This window comes from Lentibacillus saliphilus (assembly GCF_019093865.1).
Lineage (GTDB): Bacteria > Bacillota > Bacilli > Bacillales > Amphibacillaceae > Lentibacillus_B > Lentibacillus_B saliphilus.
Genome location: NZ_JABJXD010000001.1, coordinates 94742 through 109733, shown reverse-complemented (window position 1 = coordinate 109733; position 14992 = coordinate 94742). Strand labels below are relative to the sequence as shown.

Annotated in this window: 12 protein-coding genes; 8 read left to right on the top strand and 4 right to left on the bottom strand. The window is 38.4% G+C overall.

Features of this window, described 5'->3' with window-relative positions:
- The first annotated feature begins 126 nt into the window (after positions 1-126).
- From HPC67_RS00605 to HPC67_RS00575, 7 genes are all read left to right on the top strand, one after another.
- Positions 127-3771, top strand: coding sequence for a dynamin family protein (locus tag HPC67_RS00605; RefSeq protein ID WP_217585501.1), 3645 nt, complete (start codon positions 127-129; stop codon positions 3769-3771).
- A gap of 15 nt (positions 3772-3786) precedes the next feature.
- On the top strand, positions 3787-4656 hold the full coding sequence (locus HPC67_RS00600; protein WP_217585500.1) for a 5'-3' exonuclease: 870 nt from the start codon (positions 3787-3789) through the stop codon (positions 4654-4656).
- 19 nt (positions 4657-4675) lie between these two features.
- Positions 4676-5335, top strand: a complete 660-nt coding sequence (locus HPC67_RS00595) for a CPBP family intramembrane glutamic endopeptidase (RefSeq protein WP_217585499.1) — start codon at positions 4676-4678, stop codon at positions 5333-5335.
- A 132-nt stretch (positions 5336-5467) separates the two neighbouring features.
- Entirely contained in the window at positions 5468-6250 is a 783-nt protein-coding gene (locus HPC67_RS00590) for an MBL fold metallo-hydrolase (RefSeq protein WP_217585498.1), read from the top strand.
- Positions 6251-7487: 1237 nt separating this feature from the next.
- A complete protein-coding gene (locus HPC67_RS15705; RefSeq protein WP_343327782.1) occupies positions 7488-7781 on the top strand; it encodes an RNA polymerase sigma factor in 294 nt (97 codons plus the stop codon).
- 4 nt (positions 7782-7785) lie between these two features.
- Positions 7786-8274 carry a hypothetical protein gene (locus HPC67_RS00580; RefSeq protein ID WP_217585497.1) on the top strand — a complete coding sequence of 163 codons (489 nt, stop codon included), beginning with the start codon at positions 7786-7788 and terminating at the stop codon, positions 8272-8274.
- Positions 8275-8288: 14 nt separating this feature from the next.
- Positions 8289-8945 (top strand): hypothetical protein, encoded by a 657-nt coding sequence (locus HPC67_RS00575; RefSeq protein ID WP_217585496.1) that lies wholly within the window; start codon positions 8289-8291, stop codon positions 8943-8945.
- A 526-nt stretch (positions 8946-9471) separates the two neighbouring features.
- Here the strand turns inward: HPC67_RS00575 and HPC67_RS00570 are convergent.
- Positions 9472-10623, bottom strand: coding sequence for a tyrosine-type recombinase/integrase (locus HPC67_RS00570; RefSeq protein ID WP_217585495.1), 1152 nt, complete (start codon positions 10621-10623; stop codon positions 9472-9474).
- Between the two features lie 285 nt (positions 10624-10908).
- Here HPC67_RS00570 and HPC67_RS00565 point away from each other — a divergent pair, with 285 nt between their 5' ends.
- Positions 10909-11877, top strand: coding sequence for a helix-turn-helix domain-containing protein (locus HPC67_RS00565; RefSeq protein WP_217585494.1), 969 nt, complete (start codon positions 10909-10911; stop codon positions 11875-11877).
- 344 nt (positions 11878-12221) lie between these two features.
- On the opposite strand, the gene cydS is transcribed toward HPC67_RS00565, so the two are convergent.
- The 3 genes from cydS to HPC67_RS00555 are packed head-to-tail and all read right to left on the bottom strand — an operon-like array spanning position 12222 to position 14718.
- Complete coding sequence (cydS, locus tag HPC67_RS15960) at positions 12222-12335, bottom strand: cytochrome bd oxidase small subunit CydS family protein (protein WP_425514288.1); 114 nt, start codon at positions 12333-12335, stop codon at positions 12222-12224.
- Positions 12336-12352: 17 nt separating this feature from the next.
- Positions 12353-13375, bottom strand: a complete 1023-nt coding sequence (locus HPC67_RS00560; protein ID WP_217586213.1) for a cytochrome d ubiquinol oxidase subunit II — start codon at positions 13373-13375, stop codon at positions 12353-12355.
- Between the two features lie 2 nt (positions 13376-13377).
- Positions 13378-14718 (bottom strand): cytochrome ubiquinol oxidase subunit I, encoded by a 1341-nt coding sequence (locus HPC67_RS00555; RefSeq protein ID WP_217585493.1) that lies wholly within the window; start codon positions 14716-14718, stop codon positions 13378-13380.
- Between the last annotated feature and the right edge of the window lie 274 nt (positions 14719-14992).

Sequence of the window (14992 nt, the reverse complement as noted above, 5' to 3'; positions counted from 1 at the left end):
TGTAAAGTAAACAACAGATTACATTTGGTTAAACGAATGTGATCTGTTGTTTCTTTTCTCAATTTTGTAGCAAACATATTGTCAATTACGTATAATAGACGCTGGGAGATCAATAGAGGAAAGGACATGAAGCGTGTGGTGTTACTCAAACAAAGTGGGGGAAACGTAAAGCCGTATCATATGGCGGCGGCCTATAAAAAAATGATCGAACATAACGATCACGTAAATGCACATAAACTATTAGATTTGTACAGTAAACAAAGACAAAAACAGACGATCATTAGCTTCGCTGGACATTTTTCAGCTGGTAAATCGTCCATGATCAATGCGTTGTTAGGCGAGGATATTTTACCGAAAAGCCCAATACCGACAAGCGCCAATATTGTTCGCATCACATCGGGCGAAGGGGTTGCCCGTATTTACTTTAAGGATCAAGAACCAGTGGAGTACAGTGAACCATATGACATTGACCAAATTAAAGCGTACTCTAAAGACAAATCAAGCATTAAACAAATTGATATTAGTACCTCGGATCCGATTATACCGGAAAACTGTTTTATCGTTGACACACCTGGGATTGATGCAGCAGATGACGCTGATCGCGTTATGACGGAGGGATCAATGCATTTAGCTGATGCGGTCTTTTATGTTATGGATTACAATCATGTGCAATCAGAGGTTAACTTAAATTTTCTTAAAGGGTTACAAGAACAAGCCATTCCATTTGATATTATTATAAACCAAATTGATAAACATGATGAGAACGAGCTCTCTTTTTCTGATTATCAACAGCGGATTGAATCGACATTTACGCAATGGGGATTAGAGCCTGAACGCGTTTTTTACTCGTCTTTAACCGAACGTGAGCTGCCATATAATATGTATGACGATATTCAAGCACATCTCGTCTCATTCATGACGCGTGATTATGAAGCGGTTCAAAATACCGATGCTGCCTTTAAACAAATTATTGATGCTCATAAGCTCTATTTGGATGATCGTTACAAAGAAAAAGAGCAAGAATTGACGGCTTTTGATGCATCATCATTTGATGATACCCAATTGAATCGCTTAAATGAACGCATCACTCAACTTAAGCAGCAACCATTTGACATAGAAAGCGCGCTTATTTTTGAGGTGCAGCAAACATTAAAAAATGCCTATTTAATGCCTGCTCAAACGAGGGAAACAGCCAAAGCCTTTTTAATATCGCGTCAACCTAACTTCAAAGTTGGTTTCATCGCATCAAAGAAGAAAACAGAAGATGAACAAGCGAATCGGCTACATACGTTTTTAACAGAGCTACACAATAATATGCAAACGACCATCCAATGGCGATTGCGGGATAAACTAACGGATATATTAAAGACATATGATATGAATGATGCTGATCTTCTACAAAAGCTTCAAGACATTCACGTTACCTATACAGACAGCGATGTGCTACACCATGTCAATACAGGTGCAAACGTAAATGGACAATATGTTTTAAACTTTACGAACGACGTGGCTAACGGTATAAAACAGCAGTTCAAACAACAAGTTATGGAGATCATTGATGCTGTAAAAGTCCGTCTAGAGAGCGTGAACAAACTACTTTTACAACAGCTCCTACAAGAAAAACGTGAAATGGAAAGAATGTATGATGAGCAACAACACATAAAGGCATTACATCATGAACGACAACAAGCACACGCTTCGCTGGATGCGATCTTATACACCAATACAACTGATGAAACAAGTTTGAACGATATAGAGGAGGCACTTAAGCACAGGCATGTCTCTTTTATCAAACGATCTGGTACAGCATTAAACAGCTTGACATTAAAAGAGAACGTAGAGCACGTGATTCATTCAGAAGCCGGCCAACCAATTGTTGATCAATCCGTTGCAAGATCTGGTGACGTTATTTCGCATGTCGAACAAACAATCGCCTTGGTCGAAAATATGCCAGGCTTTGATATGCTTGTTGCAGATCTACAAAGAAAAAGCGCGCGACTCGAACAGCAGACATACACCATCTCTTTATTCGGTGCATTTAGTTCAGGGAAATCTACCTTTGCCAATGCACTGCTCGGTGAGTCAGTTCTGCCAATGTCACCAAATCCTACAACAGCTTCTGTCAATCGCATTAATCCCGTCTGTGCAGAATATCCTCATGGAACGGTCATCATTCATGTGAAAGATGAAGCGACGTTGAAACAAGATGTGCTCATGATGGCGAACACTTTTTCGCTTCCAGAAGATGATTTCGGTTCTATGGTAAAATGGATAGAACAGATCGACCTTCAACATAATTTAGAGATAAGCAGTGTCTATCGGGCCCATTTACAAGCCTTATTAACTGGGTATTCGGAGATGGAGGGGGCAATCGGTCAAACGCTATCTGTCTCAATCGATGAATTTCCACGATATGTCGCTGATGAAACTTACGCAAGTTATATTGAAGCGATTGACTTATATTATGATTGTGAGCTGACGCAGAAAGGGATTACACTCGTTGATACGCCTGGTGCTGATTCTGTTAACGCGCGCCATACGTCGGTTGCCTTTGATTATATTAAGCAAGCAGATGCGATTTTATATGTGACCTATTATAACCATGCTTTATCACGCGCCGATAAAACGTTTTTAACACAGCTGGGCCGTGTAAAGGACACATTTGAACTGGATAAAATGTTCTTTCTCGTGAATGCTGCCGATTTAGCCGTGGACGAAAATGAGCTCAAGCTTGTTACATCATACGTTGATGAACAACTTGTAAAACTCGGGATTCGACAGGCGAGATTGTATCCTGTTTCAAGCAAACAATCACTCAATGAAAAAATTAATGGTGAACCTTCTAATCAAAACATGCAGCAATTTGAGCATGACTTTAAACAATTTATTGAAGACGACCTAACGGCGATCATCTCTCAATCTACTTATTGGGATATACAACGGGCACATAGCAGTATGATGACGTACATGAATACGGTCAAGATGAACCAAACAGAGAAACAAGCGTTGAAAGACACACTCGCTATACATTATAAACACGCTCAAAAAAAGGTTGACCAACTAGGAACAGATGTTCAGGCACAGCAAATTCGCCTGCGGATTGATAAACAAATCTACTATGTATGGGAAAGGGTATCCATTCAATATCATGATAGGTTTAAAGAAGCGTTTAACCCGACTACAATTACGGATTCAGGAAAAGATGCTAGACATCAGCTCAACCATGCATTGCGCCAGTTAGTCGATGAGATCGCCTTTGAGTTGTTACAAGAATTAAGAGCGGTCTCATTAAGGGTTGAAGCAACAGCAAAAAAACTCGCTGAGACGGTATATATGGAACTGATTGATAGCTGTCAACAGATCGATTCTGTTTTTACATTTCCGGCCTATGATAGCGCTGAAATGAACACGCCAGAATACGAAGCGGCTTTTCAAGCGGTTGACATGGCACATTTCCAAAAAGCATTGGCTCTATTTAAAAATACGAAACGATTTTTCGTTGATCACGAGAAAGATATTATGAAAAATCAAATCTATGAACAGCTCCAACCGTTAGCAATGGATTATTTGGAAACAAACAAGGCTGTCATGAATGAGCATTATATGAGAGAATGGGAACAGCGCATTCAATCTATTAAACAAACTGTAATGTCATATCTGGATCATTACGTGAACAGTCAACTCACAATGATGTCATCATCCGTTGATACAGAAGAGATTAAACAAACGTTGAGCAAACTAGAACATATTCTCAGTGATGAGAAAAGATAAGGAATGATTGTAATTATGGATAAGAAACACATATTACTCGTTGATGGAATGGCATTATTATTTCGAGGGTTTTACGCAACATCATTTCACGGCAATTTTATGCTGACTAAGGCAGGGGTACCTACAAACGGCGTCTATCAATTTATGCGATATTTTCTTGATGCGGTTCATACATTTACACCTTCACACGTCATTTGCTGCTGGGATATGGGCAGTCGAACATTCCGAACAGACATTTATGATCAGTACAAAGCGAATAGAGGAGCACCGCCAGAAGAACTTGTTCCACAATTTGACCTCGTTAAGGAGGTTGTCGATGCGTTCGACATTCCTAATATTGGTCTAGAAAACTATGAAGCTGATGATTGCATCGGCACATTGGCTGCTGCCTATTCAGAGACTGATAATGTGGTCATTTTAACAGGGGATCATGATATGCTTCAGCTTGTAAATGGAGGAACGAGTGTTGCGATTATGAAAAAAGGCATTGGGAACTATGACGTTTATAACCATGATAATTTTATAGATAAAAAGGGTATTACCCCAGCACAAGTCATAGATATGAAGGCGTTAACTGGAGATAGTGCTGACAACTATCCTGGCATTAAAGGCATCGGCGAAAAGACAGCTCTTAAGCTGTTGCAAAAATATGACACGGTTGATGCCCTGCTTGAAAAACAAGCGGAACTAACACCAGCTCTGCAAAAGAAAATAGCAAATGATCTTGATATGTTACACATCTCCCGAACACTCGCTCGTATTAAATGTGATGTTCCGATTACATGTGACTTGGAAACGGCATGCTGGAACTTTAACCGCGAAAAAGTTCAACAAGCATTTAGTGACCTTGAATTCCGTAATCTAGATAAGCTTATCGCACTTTAAATCATTGGGGGCATCATCAATGAAAACAAAAAGCCTATATATCATCATCAGCTCAATCCTCGTATGTGGATTGCTCGCCTGGATTGAACATGGCATTCAAATTAATTATGTGATTAAGACGGGCGCAAAAATTGGCTTGTTTTTTACGGTTATTGCCATTTATATGAAGCAATTTAATGATTTTAGGTGGGGCGATGTCCTTCGCATGAACCAAGCGAGTAGCAACTGGAAGCGGTTGTTGCTGCTTGGAATTGCGTCGGCAACAGTTATTTTAATCGCTTATATGAGCTTAGAGCCGTTTATTGATACCGCGATGATTAAAACGGATTTAACGGATCGACTCGGTATTACGCCAATTGGATTTATATTTGTCGGGTTGTATATCACGTTTGGAAATTCATTGTTAGAGGAGTATTTTTTTAGAGGCTTCATCTTTTTTAATTTGCCAAGGAACATTGCCTATGTATTCAGTCCGATTTTGTTTGCGGCCTATCATATCCCAATGATTGTTCTATGGTTTGAAGCGTATCAGGTTGCTTTATGCTTTTTTGGTTTATGGTTAATTGGTGTTATTTTTCATAAAGTCAACGAGCAGCAGGAAACGATTTGGTCATCCTGGATCATACATATTTGCGCAGATGTCATGATTATCATTATTGGACTCACTTTATTTTATTAGACGTGCATAAAATAAAGTGGTTAAGGTAGATACAATGGGCCATAAAGACATTAAAACATTCAATACGATGTGTCCACGACTAATGCAAAAATTCCCCATACATTACAAAAAGAGTATATTTGGAGGCATTTTATGATTGCGGATCCCTGGTTTACAGTGCAAACAATTGACGATCACACGTATGCGATTAGTGAGTATGGGCATTGGGAAAGCGTTCATTCATTTTTATTGTTAGGTAAAGAAAAAGCCGTGCTCATTGATACCGGTCTTGGAATAGCAAACATAAAAGACGTTATAGATCAATTGACGATGCTACCGGTTGAAGTCATAACGACCCATGTACACGTTGATCACATCGGGAGTCATGGAGAGTTTGAACAGATTTATGTCCACGAAAAAGATAAAGATTGGCTCGTTAATGGCATAGAAGGATTAACGATAGAACGCATACGACAAGATATTAGTAGAGATATCACATTGCCCACGCCAAATACATTCCATCCAGATACATACACACCCTATCAAGGAGAACCGACGGGGCTATTACATGACGGTGATGCAATCGATTTGGGGAATAGAAGATTAATCATACACCATACGCCCGGTCATTCACCAGGTCACATTTGTATTTTCGATCAAACGAACGGTTATTTGTTCACCGGAGATCTCCTATATGATCAGTTGCCTATATATGCTTTTTATCCATCAACAAATCCTCTTGATTTAGTGAATTCGTTGGAGAAAATAACAGAGATACCAAATGTAACACAGGTTTTTGGCTCGCATCATACGCTTGGACTTCATCCGACAATATTAGATGATGTAAAGCATGCTGTTAAATATTTGAGAGAAAATGATTTGGTGGAATTCGGGACGGGTGTTCATCGATTTAATGGGTTTAGCATTCAGTTTTAACGTGTTTGCTTGTTGGATAGAGCGTATCTTCAAACTGCTTGCTGTTCATTCATGTTAATTGTATGAGAGATTGATACGTTCATAAAAAAGTCTAATGCCTCATTGAGGGGTACCACCAACAAACCACGGAAAACATAAGCTAAGCGAAATTCGACAAAAAAAGCCAATTTTTCCTACGTTAAGGAATTATTCGGTTATCTTTTTATTGGTTGAGAGGACGCAGGGAAAAGAGGTGAGCGCACCCCTTTATTTAAAAAGAGAAGCGCCATGACGTTCTAACCTAAACGGCGCTGCACTGCACCGCAAATTAGCCACTGATTTACGTGAAATAGAAAGAAAATCGATGCTAGAAATAAATTAGTTCTGACAATAAGATGAGTTATGAAACAAGGTATTCACCTCCATCTACTGATTAGGTTCCATTAGACCAAACAGATACCCGCAAAGATAAATCTTTGCGGGTTTTTTCATGTATTTTTGTATAAAAAAAATGGACTTCTCCCACAAGGGGTTGTAAGAGAATCCAAGATAAAAATAGTTTTTTCGATTGATAACGTCGCCATCTCTTAACTATATGACCGTCCTCTTCACCCTTTATTGATTCTGTTACAGAGAATACCATTTGAGCGGTATTTTCGCTGTTGTGTAATTGTAAGTACCTAGTGTACTTGGCTTCTTTTGCAGGGAATGTATTGAACTGATATCCCATCACTACTTCCAAGTCTTCAAGGTTTACCCATTCTCTTGTAAAATCGTCTCTTACCTTATCAAAGGCGGGAAGGTGATAGAGTTCTTCTAACGTCTTGAGGAAAATTATTAGAAAGGAAGTTTGAAAATATTATAATAGTTAATCATTTTTAAGTTATAATGTTTCACGGGGAGATCAGCTTTTATTCCTTCCTACCTCTCCATTTTTTATACATGCCGACTAATCAACATTTTTCCAACACGTAAAATAAAAAAAGAAATTAAAAGCAACTTTATTAGCTACGAAGTCGTCTCACTTGTGAAGGGGAAATGATTTAGGGAGATTAAAAAAATGCCTAAAAAGAAGCCATTAGTTCTTATTGAAGAAATATACAATGAGCATTATGTGTATCTAAGAAACTTTTTAATAGGTCTGACCAAAAGTGACTTAATCGCTGATGATATTATCCAGGAATTATTTACAAAAATCTTAATTTCACCCTCAAGTGTTACAGAAGTTAAATATATACGAAGTTGGTAAATAACAGGGGTGAAAAACACACTGCTTGATTATTATAAAAAGAAGAAACCTGAGTTGTTACGAGATGAGAACACTATTGAAACCCTGTTGGTTGATAATTATACTCCAGAAGTAAGTGCAACGATAAACAATGAACTGGAAACAATTTTAGGTAAACTGTCTACTACCGAGCAAGCAATTATTATTGCAAAAGAAATTTATGGTTATGACTATCAGGAAATTAGTCAACTTTTAAATGTATCAGTACCTACAATAAAATCGACTGTTTTCAGGATGAGGAAAAGAATGATTAAAGAGAGGTGATGATATGGATGCTTATAAAAAAATACATCTGTTATCCCAGGAGTTAATTCCCGTTATCAATGATCTAGATGATGAACCAAGACAGATTATTTTAGAACATATAACAGACTGCAGAGATTGTAGGAAACTATATGATAGTACATTGAACTTTGACGATAGCATGCCAAAGCAAGATTACACGGAGGATGTTGAATTAAAGCCATTGAAAAAATTAGTGCAATTTAATAATGGTTTAAAGTTATTATTGATTACAGTAAGAGCGCTAATTTTGTTTTATATTTTTTACTCCAGTTTTAAATTCTATGGTGTCGAGTCTGCAACATTAATGCTAGAGTATTTCAGATCGGGAATATTTTTATTTTACACACCGGCTGTAATATTTTTACTGGTATTTACAAGTGTTTTTTTCAATAAAAAATGGGTCTGGATTCCTCTAGTTTTTGATTTTGTGATTATTTTACTTTTAGACAATATAGTGCAGTTATTTTTATAAATGGAGGTGCTAACATGGCATATTTAATCATGTTGGTTGGACTGTTTTTAGGTGTTATATTATTTGCGTTTATTTTTATAGTTTCAAAAAGGGGCGGCAAATATTATTTAGCACCAGTAATCACCTTTCTTTTTTCTGGAATGATTGTTGCGTACAGCCTATTCATCGTTGGAGGATTCGAAGGGGTAGGTTATCTATTTATAGCAGTAGGTTTTTTTATTGTTAGTATTGTTGGTACACTGCTTTTACCCTTATTAATCCGTAGAATAGAACCACAACATCTCAATAAAAGAGATAAAATCAGTTTAGTGCTTTTACCTATTATATTTTTTTCAACAATTGGGATAGCAATTAATTCAGGAGATGGATATTGGATTATTAAACAGGCAAGCGCTGCCCCTGTAGAAACAGAAGGTTACCGAATTTCCACTATCTCTGAGGGAAGCAAAGAAGTTACTTTACTATTGGGAGAAAAATACCTTGGAAAAGAGGTTGAAGTTGAAAATGTAAGTAAACGGGGATCTACTGAAATTATTTTAAAATTTGTAGATGGAGGGGATGATGATAAAGTTCCTTTTATACAAATAGGTATTAAAGAAATAAACGAACCATTGAAAGTTAAAACAACGGATGGTGATATTTTTGAACCAATAGGTAGTCCAAGAGATTGATGTATGTATCCAATGAAGAATAGACAATTTTGAGTATCATCAGGAGTTCAAATCTTAACTTGAGACTCACCGCTCATAAGTTCGGTTAATATTTTGTAATAGCAGCCGCGTTGGCGAACCTCTTGGTGAGATTGTCGCTCACGTCTCCCTCTTATCGTGACGATGAAAACCCACTCTATGATTAGAGCGGGTTTTTTGTTGTAACTATAATTGAATAGGCAGTGAAAGAATAGAGGGGGAGTTTATTCCTTTCTACTAATGAATTCCAAAAATCCTGGTGCCTCTAATTTTTCCACAGGCAACATCATCGATTTTACAAATAGAAATCCCTCCTAATTATCCTTTATGGATTGTCTTAGAACTTTTATGGCTTTATTGTGGTTATAGGAAATGATTTGCTTAGTTTAGAATAAGATATCCGCTATTTCTACATCCTTTAAATTGTCCAAATTTTTGTTGGTAGGACCGCTCATTGTTATCTAAGGGAATTAGACTTTTATTTTTAATAATCGTTAGCGCCTTGATTTTAAAGCCCCTTTATCACAGATGAATCCTTCCAAGTATGAGCCACATGATTCTTTCTTTTTTGCTGCTTTTCTAAATAGATCATTGTTGTTGCAATGTTTTCATGTCCAAGTGCTTGTTGAATCCGGAATACATCAGCGCCTTCTTCAGCACTTATGATGGCGAAACCGTGTCTCAATGTATGGGGTGTAATCGTACGAGACGAATCTGCGACAAATGAAAGATCCGCTTTACTAAGCGCATTTGATAAATAATTCGATAGATACTTATAGGAGTAAGGCTTATGTCGAGCCGTTACAAAAATGGGCGATGCATCTTGTTTGTCAAGCTTGGTATTGAGTTGGCGCCGCTGTCGAAATGTCACAATTGCTTCATACACCGCTGGAAAGATAAACAATTCTCGCTTCTTATTACCCTTACCAATTACCTCTAACCAATAGCCATCATTGTCATAAGATAAATCACATATGCGAGCGGCACATAATTCAGCAACACGTGCACCGGTCGTCAGTAATACTGATAAAAGCCCATGTAAGATCGGGTGTTCTTTATAATAGTTCAACAGTTCAATCGCTTCATCCGCGTATAAATCACGATCTGGACGATCCGCCATATGAACTGCGGCACTTTTAAAGGACTCATGCAGCGGATGCTGAATGTATTTTTTATCATGTAAATAGCTAATAAACGCCTTAAATATACTCGTTTTACGCGAAATAGTCGCCACAGAATACCGTTTACCACCTTTTCCTAGCGGAGCCTGCGTCATCCACTGTTGGAACTTCCGTATATGCCGTGGTTTAATACGTTTTAAAACAGTTGCCACATCAAGCCCCGTTGAATCAAAATCAAATTGCAAGCCTTCAGCTACAAATAGGTGATACATCCATAGCAATTCCCGCAAGTATTCCTTCTTCGTCTGTTCTGTTCTATTTTTATGGACATCAAGATCTCTTTCTTCATGCACAAATAAATACATCATTTCAATATCATTAAATGCCGAATAATCTTCCTCATCATTTACATCTACAATATCTAACATCTTCTCATGCAGTTTGGGATCTAACATATTATGTATTAAGTCATTTGAAAATGTTTCTTCAATTGAGTGAATATCTTTTGTATTTATATTTACAATAGTCGGTTGATTCATGGTTTATCACATGCCTTTTTTTGTTATCTATATATAAGTATAACGTCTTTCTTATAATGATACAATGAAAGGAAAATAAATATAATACTTAATGCAATATCTTATGAGTATAGAAAAATGGTTTATTTGTCTACCCACCTACAATTATGTTATAATTTATTATATAAAGTCATATATATAACGATATTACATAATGTGACATGATATATGTGTTGTTAAACGTGATGAAAAAACAGTAAGAAGTATATGAAGTAGATTGTAAAGATAAAGAGAGGTCGAAATAATATGGGAAATTACTTAACAACGAAAGAAGTTGCCCAAGTTTTGGAAGTTGCAGTGCCGACGATATATAAATATGTGAGAGAGCGTAAGTTAAAGCCTGTGTATGATGACAAATGGCAAATCGACGAAACGCTTTTATTTGCGCCTGAAGACGTAGAGCGCCTAGAAGAAGAGATGGTGAAGCCTGGACTAACGACAGGGGATGTTGCTGACGAATTAGGTATACATCCTAGTACGGTGGCGTCTTATATTAAACGTGGGATCATCAAAGCGGAGAAGCATCATTATATGGGACGCGAACTCTTTTTTGTGACTAGGGAAGAGCTGGATACGTTTAAACAGCATCATAATTTGCAGCAGCGCCGCAACAGTAAGTCATTTTATTCTAAAAAAACAGGGCTTTATTTGTTTCAAGCATTGCTACATGAAGAAACAAATGCTTTGGCACGTATTATGGAGCTTAATCATGAAGACGGGAAAATTGTAACAGAGAACGGAGAAATGATCGCCTTGTCCGAGATGGATATAAAGGGGTTTTCACCGATAGAGCATTTTACCGATCGACCATACATTACAAAAAAAGGATATGTGTCCTTCAAATTTGAAAAACCGTATCATATCGCATCACCGATCTTTAATATCATTGAAATCTTGTACAAGGAAAGCGGTTATAAAAATATACGGTTACAGGAAGCAGACGGCCACATTTATCTCGACATTAAACCGATGATCATTCAATCATTAACAGAAGATAAACACCCTCATGAAATTGGTTTATTGAAACGCCATATCACTGAAGGAAAGATTTCCATACGGCATAATGGCGTCATGCTAGACAGTGGATTAGAGCGTTTAACGATTCATTTACCTTCAAAACTAAAGGAAGCTGTTGTAACAAAGGCGAAAGAACAGCATCTGTCGATTGATGATTATGTAGAGAAGCTATTACAAGAGCAGTTGACTAAGGCGTAATGGGGAAGGGAAGTGGGCTGGCACATAACATAAAGATTAATCTAAAAGACAAATAATGCTCAACACTAGCTCCAGAAATTTACGTAGATTCCAGTGGGAGGAAGGCATAGGTGAGACCCCGCAGTGTGTGGGAAAGAAGGCTAAGACCGCGACGTCATGTCGCAACGCCTTCATGACCAACATCCTGTTGGCCCGAGGCTCACCGAGGGGAGATTCGATTAAATTCGGCGCGTCCTGTGACCAACGGCGACACTAAAACATCGTGTTTGTCGGTCGCGAAGTGTATTTCCGTAGCGTCTATATTATTCGGATTTCATTTGGTTAAACTTCTTTTGTCCTAGCCCTTATTGTGATTCATCCTTTGTAACGGCGTCATCTTGTAATGATACCCAAAATGCGATGACGATTGAAATAATCAATACGATAAAGGGCGCAATAAAAAGCAAGAAATTTTCCATTCGATTCACCTCATAACTTAATAATGGTCTGTTTTGCCACGCACATAATCCTTACTAAAAAGAAAAAGCCGCAGCAACAAATACAAAGAAGGGATGAGTAGTAATAACCCTAATATAAATGCAACGATGAGCGATATGGCCATTGCTTCATTCGTAAAGCTGTCATAGATCGTTAAGTAAGGGTAGAGGAGATACGGATAGTGCGATATCCCATAGCCGTAAAATGCAAAGGCAAATTGTCCGACGAGCAATCCAAAGGCAAGCCCGTAGTTTTTGCGCTTCCAAATGAGCCAAACCGTGCCTAAAAAGAAGAGCGTGGAAATCGCAAACATCCACCAGATCCCCAAAATACGTTCATAATGAGCTGGATTGTGAGAACTAAGTTGATAGATAATACCTCCGGCAGTAATAATCATCGGGAATGCCCACGTTAACGCGTATTTTCGCAACAGGTTCGTCGCATCTACGTCCTCAGCTTTATTGGCATACCACGTTAGAAATACAGCTGATATATAAAGAACAGCGGTTAAACTGAGCGCTACGATACTCCATGATAAAGGACTCGTGAAGAGCGCCCAATAATCTAGAGTAGGCTGTCCAGATACGATGGCTACAAATCCGCCCTCCGAAATGGTTAATACAATTGATAACGCTGCCGGTAAAAAAAGGCCTGCAACACCATACATAAATGCGTAGCCTTTATGTCCTTTTGTACCGTACGTTTCAAAGGCATAGTAAGAACCACGTATACCTAATAGAACGACGGCAATGCTCACTGGAATAAGGAGAACGGTACCATAATAAAAGGCGGTTTTCGGGAAAAAACCAATAATTCCTACGAAGAAGAAGACTAAAAAGACATTGGTCACCTCCCAAACAGGTGATAAGTACCGTTGGATAATTTTAGTAAGAATATGTTGTTTATTGGTAAATTCACTAAAGGCATTGAAAAATCCGGCACCAAAGTCGATGGACGCAATAATGACATACCCGAATAAAAATGTCCAAAGAACTGTAATTCCGATAACCTCTAAATTCATCGTCATAAGTGAACAGCTCCTTTTCTTTCTTCGAGCTCTCGTTCAATAGGATTGTTTCGAAACATGCGAGATAGAACGACAACTGATCCAATTCCAAGAATGAGATAAAGACCAGAAAACAGATAAATCATAATATCGACGTGATCACTCGTCGTTGCTGCTTCAGCTGTTTTCATGATGCCACGCAATATCCACGGCTGTCGCCCAACCTCAGCAAGCCACCAGCCAGTTTCTATTGCGATAATCGATAAAGGACCACCTGCTACAATTAGCCATCGAAAAGCACGCGTATGAATGAACCGCCAATGACGTCTCACACCGATCCAGTACATAAATGATACGACAATCATGAGCATGCCTATGCCGACCATGATGTTAAATAAGTAATGAATATATAACGGTGGAATCTCATCTTTCGGAAACTGATCAAGCCCGATCACCTCAGCAGACGGCCAGGCGTGAGCTAACATACTGAGTGCGTACGGAATTTCAATGGCATACTTCACATTATCCTCTTCATCTAACCAGCCGAGTAAAATGAGTGGAGCATAATCCTCTGTCTCAAAATGCCATTCGGCCGCAGCTAACTTCTCTGGTTGATAGGCAGCTAAATATTTTCCAGACAGATCACCTATTAAGAGTGTCGCAATCGAAAACACGAAGCCAATCTTCATCATTAAATAGAGTGCCTTTTTATGGTACATATGCTGAGAGCCTCGCAACAGTCGAAACGCGCCGATGGCAGCAAGCACAAAGGCGGATGTCATGTAAGCTGTGGCAACAACATGAGCAACCTTCGTTGGCATAGCCGGATTGAACATCGCTACAAGTGGATTCACATTGACAAGCTCTCCATTGACGATGTCAAAGCCTTGTGGCGCATTCATGAATGCATTGACCATTGTAATAAATACGGCTGAAAAAGACGCCCCAATTGCAACAGGAATGAGCAATAATAAATGCTTGCGCTGATCTTTAAAGCGATCCCACGTATATAAGTAAATGCCGAGGAATATCGCTTCAAAGAAAAACGCAAAGGTTTCCATAAACAATGGTAATGCGATGACTTTGCCAGCTAATTCCATGAAATTAGGCCAAAGTAAGGATAATTGTAAGCCTATAGCTGTACCTGTCACAACACCTACAGCAACCGTAATAACAAATCCACGTGTCCAACGGCGAGCTAGTAGAATGTAGTGCTCGTCCTTTTTTTTAATGCCAACCCAATGGGCAATCATAATCATGACTGGTACACCGACACCCAGCGTCGCGTAAATAATATGAAACGACAGTGTAAGCTCTGTTAGCACTCTGCTAGCGAAAACAGCATCTTCATTAATCAATATAAAGCCCCCTTAACCACTGAATAGTCGTCCAACAATGGAGAGAAGCATGATAGCTGCAACAATAAACGTGAGCCATAGTAGCTTCTTTTCATGACTTTTAAACATATAATTCGCTCCTTTGTATAGGTAGTGTGCCCAAAATCTGTCATTTAAAAGGGGTTTTTTAGTTCAAAATGAGTTAGAAGGGGATTGATGACTTATAGAATTCATTTTAATAATTGTGAAAAATATAGCCTGATGCTATACTCAAAAAGTAAAGGGGGAGAGCAAG

What these genes read in the sequence shown, in the direction of transcription:
- HPC67_RS00605 (WP_217585501.1), top strand. Translation starts at nt 127, where the DNA reads ATGAAGCGTGTGGTGTTACTCAAACAAAGTGGGGGAAACGTAAAGCCG.
- HPC67_RS00600 (WP_217585500.1), top strand. Translation starts at nt 3,787, where the DNA reads ATGGATAAGAAACACATATTACTCGTTGATGGAATGGCATTATTATTT.
- HPC67_RS00595 (WP_217585499.1), top strand. Translation starts at nt 4,676, where the DNA reads ATGAAAACAAAAAGCCTATATATCATCATCAGCTCAATCCTCGTATGT.
- HPC67_RS00590 (WP_217585498.1), top strand. Translation starts at nt 5,468, where the DNA reads ATGATTGCGGATCCCTGGTTTACAGTGCAAACAATTGACGATCACACG.
- HPC67_RS00580 (WP_217585497.1), top strand. Translation starts at nt 7,786, where the DNA reads ATGGATGCTTATAAAAAAATACATCTGTTATCCCAGGAGTTAATTCCC.
- HPC67_RS00575 (WP_217585496.1), top strand. Translation starts at nt 8,289, where the DNA reads ATGGCATATTTAATCATGTTGGTTGGACTGTTTTTAGGTGTTATATTA.
- HPC67_RS00570 (WP_217585495.1), bottom strand. Translation starts at nt 10,623, where the DNA reads ATGAATCAACCGACTATTGTAAATATAAATACAAAAGATATTCACTCA.
- HPC67_RS00565 (WP_217585494.1), top strand. Translation starts at nt 10,909, where the DNA reads ATGGGAAATTACTTAACAACGAAAGAAGTTGCCCAAGTTTTGGAAGTT.
- cydS (WP_425514288.1), bottom strand. Translation starts at nt 12,335, where the DNA reads ATGGAAAATTTCTTGCTTTTTATTGCGCCCTTTATCGTATTGATTATT.
- HPC67_RS00560 (WP_217586213.1), bottom strand. Translation starts at nt 13,375, where the DNA reads ATGAATTTAGAGGTTATCGGAATTACAGTTCTTTGGACATTTTTATTC.